This window comes from Chryseobacterium oryzae, assembly GCF_022811665.1.
In the GTDB taxonomy this organism is placed as follows: domain Bacteria; phylum Bacteroidota; class Bacteroidia; order Flavobacteriales; family Weeksellaceae; genus Chryseobacterium; species Chryseobacterium oryzae.
Genome location: NZ_CP094529.1, coordinates 2,589,435 through 2,602,412 on the forward strand (window position 1 = coordinate 2,589,435; position 12,978 = coordinate 2,602,412).

Sequence of the window (12,978 nt, forward strand, 5' to 3'; positions counted from 1 at the left end):
TATGGCTTTACAGGACTACAATAAAAAAAGAAAGTTTGATGAAACTTCAGAACCGAAAGGAGCGACAAAAAAAAGTAAAAGTAAACTGATTTTTGTTGTACAGAGACATGCTGCAAGCAGACTTCATTATGATTTTCGTCTGGAAATGGATGGGGTTTTAAAAAGCTGGGCTGTCCCGAAAGGACCATCTTTAAATCCTGAAGATAAACGCTTGGCAATGATGGTGGAAGATCATCCTTATGACTACAAAGATTTTGAAGGAAATATACCTGAAGGCAATTACGGAGCCGGTCAGGTAGAAATATGGGATAGCGGAACCTATGAACCTTTAGATGAAACTTCAAAACTTTCTGATGAAAAAGAACTTCTGAAAGAGTTAAAATCCGGATCTCTGAAATTTACACTTTATGGGAAAAAATTAAAAGGAGAATTTGCATTGGTAAAGATGAAAAATACCGAAAATAATGCATGGCTACTCATTAAACATAAAGATAAATTTGCCAAAGAAGAATATGATGCTGAAGAAAATGTTGCGAAAAATTCAACAGTTTCAAAGTTTTTAGAGGAAAAAAAAAGCCCAAAAAACGTCAAAAAGAAACCGTAAATACGGAGGCAAAACCAAAATTTAAAAGATTTAATTCTTTAGTAGACGAAAAAAAGATTGAAAGTTTTATTAAGCCGATGCTTGCAAAAGCACAAGCGGAAGCGTTTGATAATAAAGGCTGGATTTTCGAAATAAAATGGGACGGATATCGTGCTATTGCCGATCTCAGTAAGAAAGAACCTTTATTTTATTCACGAAACGGGATTTCATTTCTGTCAAAATTCAGTAAAGTTGCGGAAGATTTTCAAAATCAAAAACATAAAATGATTGTTGATGGCGAAATTGTTGCCTATGACGAAAATGGCAAGCCCAACTTTCAGCTCTTACAGCAAATTGGTGATAACCCCAATTTAGCTTTAACTTATCAGGTATTTGATCTGCTTTGGCTAAACGGTCATTCTACCGAAGAGCTACCTCTCATCCACCGAAAAAAACTTTTAAGAGAGGCTCTCACAGAAACTGATTTGATTAAATATTGTGATCATATTCCGGAAAAAGGAATTGCTTTTTTTAATCAGATGAGAAAGATGAATCTTGAAGGGATGATTGCCAAAAAATCTGATAGTCATTATACTGAAAACAGCCGAAGTGCCGATTGGCTGAAAATAAAATTCACCAATACCGAAGAAGCTGTAATCTGTGGTTTTACAGAGCCGAGAGGTTCAAGAAAAAAGTTTGGAGCATTGATATTAGGTAAATTTATTAATGAAAAACTGATGTATGCGGGGCACACCGGGACAGGATTTAATGCTGAGCTCCTGAAAGAAATTCATCACAAAATTGAAAAAATAGAAGTAAAACATTCACCTTTTGAAATTGCTCCGAAAACCAATATGCCGGTTACATGGGTGATTCCAAAAATAATATGTGAGGTGAAATTTTCTGAAATTACGAAAGACGGTATATTTCGCCATCCTGTTTTTGTCACACTACGAGAAGACAAAACCATTGAAGATCTCAAAAACGATTCACTAAAAAAAAATCATAAGATGCCTAAGGAAAAAACCATAAAAAACTCTGAAAATCAAAATGAGACGCAAATTTTACTTAATCGTCATACCATAAAACTTACTAATCAGAATAAAATTTATTTCCCTAAAGATAATATCACAAAAGGTGAAATTATAGAGTATTATCAGTCGGTTTCAGAATACATTCTTCCACATTTGAAAAACCGCCCGCTTTCTCTCAACCGTTTTCCCAACGGAATTGAAGAATCCGGATTTTACCAAAAAGACATTGGAGATTCTTTCCCAGAATGGATTAAAACAACAAAAGTTTATTCTGATTCTACTGAAAAGTATATTGATTATGCAGTTTGTAATAACAAAGCAACACTAGCGTTTCTGAATAATTTAGGATGTATTGATTTTAATCCGTGGAATTCTTCTTTACCTCAATTGGATCATCCTGATTTTTTGGTTTTAGATTTAGATCCTTCTGAAAAAAATACATTTGATGAAGTAATAGAAACGGCTTTACAGGTAAATGAAATTTTAAAATCTATTAAAATTAAAGGATACTGTAAAACTTCGGGAAGTACAGGAATGCATGTTTACATTCCGATGGGAAGAAAATATGATTTCGATCAGGTGAAAGATTTCGCTCATATTCTTATGAAGAAAGTACATGAAAATCTACCAAAAATTACCACTTTAGAAAGAAGTTTACAAAAACGTGACAATAAAAAAATCTATTTAGATTATCTTCAAAACCGCTCCGGGCAGACTTTGGCAAGTGTTTACAGCATTCGCCCGAAAGAAGGTGCTCCAGTTTCGATGCCTTTAGAATGGGATGAATTACAAAAAGGACTGAAAATTACAGATTTTAATATTTATAATTCGTTAGACAGAATTAAAGAAAAAGGAGATTTATTCAAACCGGTTTTGGGGAAAGGAATTGATATGGTAAATGCTTTAGAAGAATTGGAAAATAACAATTAATTCTTAAACTAAAAGTTATTTATCGTTGTATACTTCGTAATGCAATGGAACTTTATTTGAAAATATCTGTCCCACAAAAATTGAATCCTTATTATTTTTCTCTCTAATAGGTTGATAATATTTTCCAATAATATCTTTCGGAATCTGTACACTCATTTGAAAGTAATATTCAGATTTATTTTTTAAATATATAAATCTACTTTTATAACTTGGAAAATTTACTTTTGTTAAAAAAAATTTTTCCTCACCAGGCTTTAACTTTATAACATTTTTGCTAATTCGGAATGCAATTTCCAAATCTTCATCACTAAATAATTGAGAAAATGATTTTTCAAATCTTCTAAAATCTATATGAGTATGATCTAAATCAAATTTATTTTGTCCATTATGAAATGCTTGATCACTTTTTAATAAAATATTTTTTTCAAAAATATAGTAATCAGGAAGTCCTAAGAACCGTGGTTCGACAAAGTTGTATCCATCCTCATTGAATTCATCAGAATCTAATATAATTAGGTAATTTTTATCTGAAACATTTTTAAGTGTGTAAACGATATTATTGTCATCGAATATTGAGACCTTTTTAATCGTATCATTAATTATTTTAAGTTCTAAATCGTTTTGCGCCAAACAAATATTAAAAACTAAAATTGCAAAAAAAATATAGGTGTATTTCATAATTTAGTTTTGTGATTACAAATTTTTCTCCATCAGAAAATCATCCATCACATAGCCGTTTCCAATATCAAAAACACCTTCTCCGTAAACCTGATAACCTTGCGATTCGTAAAATTTTAATGCTGAATTATACTTATTTACATTTAAAATAATTCTGTTATCTCCGTTTTCTTTTACTTTTTCAGTTAAAAATTCAAGTGTTTTTTTGCCTAAACCTTTACCTTTACTCTCGGGAACAAGATAGATGCGGTGGAGTTTTGTAGTATTTTCTTCGTAATGATCTTCAAAACCGATAAAACCGGCATCATTCAAATCATCATCAATAACTAAAAAATAATGATAATTAGGATGTTGAAAATGGCTCTGTAATTCTTGTTCAGAATACATTTCATTAAGCATATAATCCAGCTGACTGGCTGAAATGATTTCCGAATACGTACTTTCCCAGGATCTTCTTGCCAAATCCTGAATTTTCTCAATATCCTGTTCTGTTGCTTTGATTAGTTTCATATTTGATTAATTTTTCAGAGGATAAAGACTAAAAAAGTGAAAAGCATTATACTCTTCACTTTAATTTTATTGATGAAATGATTTTTTTAAATCTTAGCCATTTCATTTTTAATTTTTACATAAAGTCCTTCTGAAGCCGGAACTAAAGGAAGTCTCAGGTAATTTTTAATGAGTCCTTTTTCAGCCAAAACAACTTTCACACCGCAAGGATTTCCTTCAGCGAAAATAAGTCGGGTAATTTCTACCAATTTGTTATGAATTTCATAAGCTTGGTCCACTTTTTTTTCTAAAGCCAATTGAACCATTGTAGAAAATTCTTTAGGGTACGCCTGCCCGATCACAGAAATAACCCCTGCTCCACCTGCTAAAGTTACGGGAAGTGTAAATTCATCATCTCCGGAAACCAGATTGAAGCCTTCAGGCTTTTTTCTCAGAATATCAAAATACTGAAGAATATTTGGTGCCGCTTCTTTAATCAGGAATAAATTAGGGAATTCTTTTGCCAAACGTAAAGTGGTTTCTGCTTCCAAATTCTGTCCGGTTCTTGACGGAACGTTATAAATGATAATATTTTTTCCTGTAGAAGCTAAAGCTTTATAATGCTGATAAAGCCCTTCCTGATTTGGTTTGTTGTAGTATGGGGAAACCGACAATACCGCCGTAAAATCTGAAAGATCCGTCTCTTCGATCTGTTTTTTAACTTCAAGCGTATTATTTCCGCCAATTCCTAAAACCAACGGAAGACGTTTACTATTAACCTTAATGATATGATCTGTTACCTGTTTTTTCTCCTCTACTGAAAGCGTTGCCGCCTCTGCTGTAGTTCCCAAAACAACCAAAAAGTTGGTTCCGTTATCGATATTGTACTCCACAAGTTTGGTTAAACTGTCGAAATCTACCGATAAATCTTCATTAAAGGGTGTTACCAAAGCAACACCTACACCTTTTAAAATGCTCATCTGTTAAAAAATTATTATTGCCAAATTTAAACATTTCAGCTAAGAATTTATAATAATTAATGAGGTTTTATTCTACATATAATTATATTTGCATATACTAAAAGACATTATGCAGAATAAACTTTTGTTGCTTGGGATTGCGTTGGTTTCACTTACAGCATGCAAAACGACCTCGTCGCAGCTAGTTCATGTTGAAACTCAAAAAAACATTTCCATTAATAATGAGCTGAAGAGCGATGAAGAACTTGCCAAATTTATAGAGCCCTACACCCTGAAGCTTAATAAAGAGATGAACCAAAAAATCTCTCATACACAGGTTAATCTCACTAAGGAAGGCGATAATAGCAATTTGGGAAATCTTCTAGCAGATTACACTTTCGACGGAGCTGATAAATGGGCAAAAACCAATCTCGGACGTACTATAGATGCCGCTCTCATCAACATTGGAGGGATCCGTACCACGATTGGAAAAGGAGATATTCTTCTGAAAAATGTTTATGAAGTAATGCCTTTTGAAAATGAGGTAATCATTGTTAAATTTAAAGGTTCAGATTTAATGGGGCTTTTTGAGTATTATGCCAAATACCAAAAGAATAATCCTGTTTCGCATTTATATATAGAAACAAACCAAGGATCGGTTTCTAAAGCTTTGATTAATGGAAAAACGATAAATCCGGATCAGGACTATTATGTTGCCACTTCAGACTATTTGGCTTTGGGAGGCGATAATATGAAGTTTTTCAGCAAAGGAGAAATGATCCCTACAGGAATAAAACTGAGAGATTTGTTTATTGAATATTTCAAAAACAATACAGACATCAATCCTAACGAAGAGATTCGTTTACACTTTATTGATAAAAAATAATGAACAGAAAAAGTTTTTTAAAAACAATAGCAGGTGGATCTTTGGCAATGTCTTTAGCTCCCAATTTGATGATGGCAGAAGAATTGAGTTTAAATTCTTTTAAATCAGCAACAAAACTTACCATTCTTCATACCAACGACCAGCACAGCAGAATAGAGCCTTTTGACTCCAGCTACACCAAAAACCCTAATCAGGGCGGGTTTGCAAGAAGAGCAAGTTTAATACAAAAGATTCGTAACGAAGAAAATAATGTACTTCTTTTAGATTCCGGTGATATTTTCCAGGGAACACCTTATTTCAATTTTTTTGGCGGAGAGCTTGAGTTTAAACTGATGTCTATGATGAAATACGATGCTTCCACGATGGGGAATCATGATTTCGACAATGGTTTGGACGGATTTCTAAAGGTTTTACCCAATGCTAAATTTCCTTTCATCTGTTCTAATTATGATTTTAAAAATACAATATTAGACGGAAAAACATCCCAATATCAAATTTTCGATAAAAATGGGATTAAAGTAGGAATTTTTGGGGTGGGAATTCAGCTTGAAGGTCTTGTAGGCAAAAAACAGTACGGCGAAACCATTTGGAATAATCCTATTGATGTTGCACAACATTATTCTAACTTTCTGAAGAATGAAAAAAAATGTGATTTGGTAATATGCCTTTCCCACATAGGTTATGATTACGAAGATGAGCCACAAAAACTAAGTGATAAAATTTTAGCTTCTCAAACAGAGAATATTGATTTAATTCTTGGAGGGCACACCCATACTTTCTTGCCCGAGCCTCAGAATTTCAAAAACAGACAAGGGAAAAATGTTTTGGTAAACCAGGTGGGTTGGGCTGGCTTGCTTTTGGGCAGAATAGATTTCTTTTTCGATCATCATAAAAACGTAAAACAGATTTCCTGGAATAATCAGGCAATCGACAGCAGTATAATCGCTTAATATGAAAAAACTTTTAATTTCTCTAGGTATTTTTGCAACATTGCAGTTTGCAGATGCTCAAAATATTACGTCTAAAAAGTGGGCAGATCATTTTTCCTATAATAATGTTCTTGCTATGAAGGAAGACAATGGCAAAATTATCGCTGCTACAGAAAACGGAATTTTTTATTATACCATCGCCACAGGAGAAATTTCAAAACTTTCTAAAGCCAACGGTCTCCATGAAGTAAAAATTTCTGCTTTCGATTATAATCCACAGACCAAAATCGGATTGGTAGGTTACCAAAATGGCTCTCTGGATGTTATTACTCCACAAGGAATAACTCTTGTGGTAGATATTCCTATCGCAACAGGATATAACGGAAGCAAAAAAATTAATCATATTTCTATTACAGGAGATAAAGCTGTTGTTTCTGTAGGATATGGTTTGTCTATATTTGATCTGAAGAAAAAAGAATTCGGAGATTCTACATTTTTTGTTTCTACAGGCGGTGTTTATTTAGCCAGTAATGAAGCAACAATTAAAGACAATAAAGTTTTTTCAGTTACCAATGATGGCTTCAAAAGCCACGAAATGAATACTACATTTCCTGTATATTCTACTTGGACAACAGAATTTCCTGGTTATTACAAACATATAGATTCTGAATCTGCAATCGCTTTTTCTTCTGGCAATACTGCCTATATCTACAATAATGGAGTTGCAACACCTGTTTCTCAATCTTTCGGAAACATTTCGGATCTGGTAGTAAATTCAGACAATATTGTAATAACAGATGGAGCAAGAATTTACACCTACAATACTTCGGGAAACAATACAGGAAATTTTGCTTTGGGCGAAACCTGTAATACGGCAACAAGAATTGGATCTAAAATCTATGGTGGAACTGTACTTTCCGGAATTAAAACTGAGGACGAAGTAACGTATAAACCCGATGGTCCATACTTTAATTATGCCTATAAAATTAGATTATTCAACGATAACCAAATTTTAGTTTCTACGGGAATTAGGGCTAATGGATATAATGATCCTCAAATAAATCCAAAAAATCCCGGATTTTATTATTTTACAGGAACAGAATGGCTTTATCCTTCTATTTTTAAAGGAAGTTCTACTGTATTTAACGTGATCGATGCTTTCCCAGATCCTGCCAATACTGCAGATGTTTTCTTCAGTAATTATAATTACGCCGCAGGATACGGAATTTACAAAATGAAATATAATTCTGGTTCCAAAGATTTTGATTTTGTAAAATTATATGATTTAGCAGCCGTAGACCCTTATATGAACCGACCGGTAGGCTTTACATCGGACGAGCAAAACAATATATTTTCTACAGTTTCATTTTATAACGGAACTTCAGGTTCAATAGGTTTTTACGAAAGAACTACAGATAAATTTGTACTAAAAGATCTCAGCACAAGTGCTGCACTTCAATATCCCATTTACAGCAAAGATTTATTATGGATTCCGATTCCCAGAACCATAAATTTTGTCGTTTATGATACAAAAAAGACTGCTAATATTTCGGATGACACACAATATTTACTCGATCAAAATAACGGACTTGCAGGCGAAACCATATCTTTTGCCATGGATAAGTCGGGAGATGGCTGGTTCGGAATGCAAAATGGACTGAGAATTCTTCCTAATGCTGCAACAGCCGTTAAAAGCAACCCTACTCTTCAACCCATTGTGATTGAACAGGGAGGTTTAGCAGAGGAACTTTTCAGAGATTCGCCTATTCTCCAGATTGAAGTTGATGGTGGAAACCAAAAATGGGTATCAGTAGAAGATGGTGGTGTATATTATCTTTCTGCCAATGGAGAAAAAATTATTAAACATTTTAATAAAACCAACTCTCCGCTCCCAACCAATATGGTTACAGACATTAAAATTGATAAAAAAACAGGAAAGGTGTACTTTGTTACCTTCGACGGAATTGTTACGTATCAGGGAGATGTAAGCGATGTAACTTCAGATTTTGGAAATGTTTTGGTATATCCTAATCCAGTAGTGCAGTCGCAGTTCAAAGGAAATGTAACTATTAAAGGTTTGGCGGAGAAAACCAATATCCGAATTACAGATGCAGCAGGGAATTTAGTTCACTCCGCAGTTGCCCGAAATGGATATTATGAATGGAACCTTAACAACCAAAGAGGAACCAGAGTAGCTTCAGGAATTTATTTCGTACTTATGACTAATGAAGATGGTTCAGACAAAGCTACCGCTAAAATTGCTGTAGTGAATTAATGATTTCTCAGAACGGATTTTTGTTGTCTTTCATTAAGTATGGTGAAAATGATGCAATCCTGCATTGCTTCACCGAAGATGAAGGTTTTCAAACTTATTTCCTGAAAGGAATTTATACCAAAAAAAATAAAAAGAAAGCTTTTTTACTCCCACTCAATAATCTGAATATTACTGTAAACAGTAATAAAAATACAGCCATAAAAACAATTTCTAAATTTGAAATTGCACAGCTTAGCGATATTTATACGGACATAAAAGCAAATGCCGTAATTTTTTTTGTTGCAGATTTTCTGAATCATATATTAAGAAATGAGGACAAAAACATATCTATTTTTCGGGAAATGGAAGCATTGATAAAACAATTGGAAAGCAAAAACTATAGCTCTCATTTTGTTTTTTTACTCATTATTTTGAGAATTCAGGGTGTAGCGCCGCTTTTAGGTGAAGGAAATTTTCTGGATCCTGAAACCGGAACATTTTCTCACATAGAAACGCATCATTTCTTTAACGACCAAACCTCTTTAATCTGGAAAACCATTCTTACCGAAACCAATCCTTACGAAATAAAAATTGCTCAATCTCAAAGAAAAAACTTTTTAGACAGCGTATTGATCTACTATCACTATCATGTTACCGATTTCAGAACACCCGATTCTTTAGAAGTGCTGCAGCAAATTTTCGAGTAATTATCCATTATCTTCAAAGCTTTAAAGAGTCGTCAAAATGTATTAATTTCCAAATAATTAAAAATCCCCCTCCTTTATTATAAAAAAAATATCATTTTATTTAACAAATGATTAAATTTACATCAATAAATGAATTATGAAAAAAAATACTGTTATTGCTTTTAGCATATTGTTCTCGACCTACTCTTTAGCACAAGTTGGCGTTAACACAACTACTCCCGAATCAACATTTGACGTAAGAGCAAAAAATCATTTAGGAATAGTATCGGGAACAGACGGAGTTCTAGTACCTAGGGTGAGCAACCTTAGCACAGACGGTACCATAGCAGGAACAGTGAATGGAACAATTAACGGTCAATTAGTTTATTTAACAGTAGATTCTTCTCCTTATACACAAGGCTTTCACTATTGGGACGGTACCAAATGGAATCGTGTTGGCTTATCGTCTGACAGTTGGAATCTCAAAGGTAATAGTGGCACATCAGAAGCCAATAACTTTCTTGGAACTACAGATAATCATGCTCTAAAATTTAGAGTCAACAACAATAAAGCCGGTCGATTTGATATGAATAATACAATCTTAGGCTACGACTCAGAATCTACACAATCCAATCTTTCTAACGCGACCATTGTTGGAGTCCAAAGTGGAAACAATGTTAATGCTCTAGCTCCAATCGTAATAGGGGCACGTTCTGTACAATCTGGAATGACTGGTTCTTACAATATTGTAATGGGTTACTATTCCGGTAATGCACTTGGCAGTGGTACACAAAATATTTTCATTGGTGATAATCTAGGAAATACTATAAATACCGGGAATTTTAATATCGGAATAGGAAGCCAAGCACTTGGTGGCGCAAACGGAGCCCTTACAAGTAATATTGCCATTGGAAGACAAGCTGGAAACATCGCTCAAGGTAGTAATAATGTTATGATTGGTGATAATGCCGGTTTTCATTTCACAGGCGGTAACAGTCTTCTAATTGGTTATAGTGCAGGATCTGATGCAACTGGTGACCAAAACATTGTGATGGGAACTCGTGCTGGCGAACAAATGGGTGGCGGAGTTAATAATATAATAATGGGTAATTTATCCGGTCAGTTTGCTACAGGAAATAATAATGTAGCTATCGGTCTTAACTCTTTGTCAACTACTGGTGCAAATGGCTCTAACAATACATTTTTGGGAACCTATTCTGGAGTAAATGTAACAAGTGGTGACAATGTATTTATAGGAACTAATTCCGGTAACGGAAGCAATACTTCGGGAGGTTTTAATACTTTTGTGGGTAGCGGCGCTGGACAATCTTACAAGAATAGTACAAATAGTGTAGCATTAGGATATGCTGCAGGTGCAGGCAATGAAAATGGAAACTTAAACACCAATATTGGTTATAATTCTAAAGTACCAAATAATAGCCTTACAAATACAACAGCATTAGGTGCGAACTCTTATGTGGAGCAAAGCAATTCTTTGGTTTTAGGATCTGTTAGTGGTAAAAATGGAGCAAATACAAATACTAATGTCGGTATTGGAACTACAGCACCAAATAGTACATTGCAAGTTGTAGGTAGTGTTAGTATGTCTATTAATAGTATTAATGATGATTCTATTATAAATTATGACGTTACAAGTTCTGATTATACAATAGTAAAAAACACTACTGTAGCACTTTCGGTGAAGTTACCCGCAGCAACAAGTAGCAATATTGGAAGAATCATTAATGTTGTAAAAGGTGGTAACAGCTCAACTGTTCTTACTGTAGTTCCTTCTGGAAGTGATATAATTAAGAGAGGTACAGCATCTCAATCTTCTTTTACAGTTTCTCTTTTTGCAACATTTCAATCAAACGGTAACGGTATTTGGCACCAGATATCTGGTTCTTAATATAATAATACCTATTAAAGGTTTAAAAAAGCCAAATTCAATTGAATTTGGCTTTTTATTTTTAATAGATAAGTTCTAATTTTTCTTTACTATAATCTCTTACCTTTTTCGTTAACTCAGGATTTTCTGATAGTTTTTGTCCATAAGACGGGATCATTTCCAGCAGTTTATCTTTCCATTCTCCTTGAAGTTTTTCAGGGAAGCATTTTTCAAGAACATTCAGCATTGCAAATACCGCCGTAGAAGCTCCAGGAGACGCTCCAAGTAAAGAAGCAATAGTTCCTTTTTCGTTTACAACGACTTCAGTTCCGAATTCCAGCTTTCCTCCTAATTTATCATCTTTTTTAATGATCTGCACTCGTTGCCCTGCCACTTTCAATTCCCAATCTTCTTCTTTAGCATCTTTTACAAATTCTCTTAAATGCTGCATTCTCTGAGCTTTACTCATGGCAACCTGCTGAATAAGATATTTTGTAAGAGGTAAATTATGCCACCAAGCTCCAAATAATGAACGGATATTTTTAGTGTTGACACTTTCCGGTAAATCGAGATAACTTCCTTCTTTCAGAAATTTTGTTGAAAAACCTGCAAAAGGACCAAAAAGAAGAGCTTTTTTACCATCAATAATTCTTAAATCTAAGTGAGGAACAGACATTGGCGGTGCATCTACAGTTGCCTGAGTATACACTTTTGCCTGATGTTGTTCCACCAAATCCTGATTATGAGTTACCAACCATTGTCCAGAAACCGGAAACCCACCATATCCTGCACTCTCTTTAATATCCGAACTTTCGAGTAACGGCAATGCATATCCACCCGCTCCGATAAATACAAAATCGGCAGTCACTTCCTGTTTATGTCTGTTGATACGGTCTTTCACTTTCATTTCCCAAGTACCATCTTCACGAGGATTGATATCTTTTACCTCATGATAAAGAAAAACCTCTACCTTAGAATCTTCCAGTAAATGTTTTGCCATTTTTCTTGTAAGACTTCCAAAATTCACATCGGTTCCCAAATCCATTTTTGTAGCAGCTAAAACCTCAGATTGATTTCTTTTGCTCATAACCAATGGTATCCATTCTCTCAGTTTTTCGTGATCGGTAGAAAATTCCATATCTGAAAACAAAGGAGATTCTTTCAAAGCATTAAATCTTTTCTGAAGATACTCTGCATCATTTTCACCAAAAACCAGACTCATGTGTGCACAAGAATTGATAAATTCCTGTGGATTCTGGATATAATTTTTTTCAACTAAATAAGACCAAAACTGTTTAGAAACCTCAAATTGTTCAGCAATTTTTTCCGCTTTTACAATATCTATAGAACCGTCTTCTTTTTGTGGAGTATAATTGAGCTCACAAAATGCAGAATGCCCTGTCCCGGCATTATTCCAAGCTGCGGTACTTTCTTTGGCAAACCTACCAAGCCTTTCGAAAATGGCAATATCTAAATTAGGATCAAATTCATGAAGTAAAGTGGCTAAAGTCGCACTCATAATTCCTCCGCCAATTAAAACAACATCGTATTTTGGCTTAGGTGTCTTACTGGTTATTGCTTTTCGCATTATCTAAAAATTTACCACGAATTTCGGGAAAAAGTTTTACTTCGGGGGTATGGTTAATTGTTTTTAACATCAAA

11 protein-coding genes are annotated in these 12,978 nt (G+C 34.1%); 7 read left to right on the top strand and 4 right to left on the bottom strand.

The features are described 5' to 3' along the window. Window position 1: 1 nt before the first annotated feature. Window positions 2-604, top strand: a complete 603-nt coding sequence (locus tag MTP08_RS11760) for a DNA polymerase ligase N-terminal domain-containing protein (RefSeq protein ID WP_243576111.1) — start codon at window positions 2-4, stop codon at window positions 602-604. Window positions 605-681: 77 nt separating this feature from the next. After that, on the top strand, window positions 682-2,547 hold the full coding sequence (gene ligD, locus MTP08_RS11765) for a DNA ligase D (RefSeq protein ID WP_243576112.1): 1,866 nt from the start codon (window positions 682-684) through the stop codon (window positions 2,545-2,547). Between the two features lie 15 nt (window positions 2,548-2,562). Here ligD and MTP08_RS11770 read toward each other — a convergent pair whose 3' ends face one another. From MTP08_RS11770 to dapA, 3 genes are all read right to left on the bottom strand, one after another. Then, complete coding sequence (locus MTP08_RS11770) at window positions 2,563-3,225, bottom strand: hypothetical protein (protein ID WP_243576113.1); 663 nt, start codon at window positions 3,223-3,225, stop codon at window positions 2,563-2,565. Window positions 3,226-3,240: 15 nt separating this feature from the next. Beyond that, a complete protein-coding gene (locus tag MTP08_RS11775; protein ID WP_243576114.1) occupies window positions 3,241-3,735 on the bottom strand; it encodes a GNAT family N-acetyltransferase in 495 nt (164 codons plus the stop codon). 86 nt (window positions 3,736-3,821) lie between these two features. Continuing rightward, the gene (dapA, locus tag MTP08_RS11780) at window positions 3,822-4,694 is read right to left on the bottom strand and encodes a 4-hydroxy-tetrahydrodipicolinate synthase (protein WP_243576115.1); all 873 of its coding nucleotides are present in this window, start codon (window positions 4,692-4,694) and stop codon (window positions 3,822-3,824) included. 109 nt (window positions 4,695-4,803) lie between these two features. Between dapA and MTP08_RS11785 the strand changes: the two genes are divergently transcribed. The 5 genes from MTP08_RS11785 (at window position 4,804) to MTP08_RS11805 (ending at window position 11,337) form a co-directional block, all read left to right on the top strand. Further along, the gene (locus tag MTP08_RS11785) at window positions 4,804-5,559 is read left to right on the top strand and encodes a 5'-nucleotidase C-terminal domain-containing protein (protein WP_243576116.1); all 756 of its coding nucleotides are present in this window, start codon (window positions 4,804-4,806) and stop codon (window positions 5,557-5,559) included. Continuing rightward, window positions 5,559-6,509 (top strand): bifunctional metallophosphatase/5'-nucleotidase, encoded by a 951-nt coding sequence (locus tag MTP08_RS11790; RefSeq protein ID WP_243576117.1) that lies wholly within the window; start codon window positions 5,559-5,561, stop codon window positions 6,507-6,509. Before MTP08_RS11785 ends, MTP08_RS11790 begins: the two co-directional genes overlap by 1 nt. A gap of 1 nt (window position 6,510) precedes the next feature. Further along, window positions 6,511-8,763: a type IX secretion system anionic LPS delivery protein PorZ gene (gene porZ, locus MTP08_RS11795; RefSeq protein ID WP_243576118.1), complete on the top strand. Its 2,253-nt coding sequence runs from the start codon at window positions 6,511-6,513 to the stop codon at window positions 8,761-8,763. Next, on the top strand, window positions 8,763-9,449 hold the full coding sequence (recO, locus tag MTP08_RS11800; protein WP_243576119.1) for a DNA repair protein RecO: 687 nt from the start codon (window positions 8,763-8,765) through the stop codon (window positions 9,447-9,449). Before porZ ends, recO begins: the two co-directional genes overlap by 1 nt. Window positions 9,450-9,618: 169 nt before the next feature. Then, complete coding sequence (locus tag MTP08_RS11805; RefSeq protein WP_243576120.1) at window positions 9,619-11,337, top strand: beta strand repeat-containing protein; 1,719 nt, start codon at window positions 9,619-9,621, stop codon at window positions 11,335-11,337. 61 nt (window positions 11,338-11,398) lie between these two features. Here the strand turns inward: MTP08_RS11805 and mqo are convergent, their stop codons facing one another. Then, entirely contained in the window at window positions 11,399-12,904 is a 1,506-nt protein-coding gene (gene mqo, locus MTP08_RS11810) for a malate dehydrogenase (quinone) (protein ID WP_243576121.1), read from the bottom strand. Between the last annotated feature and the right edge of the window lie 74 nt (window positions 12,905-12,978).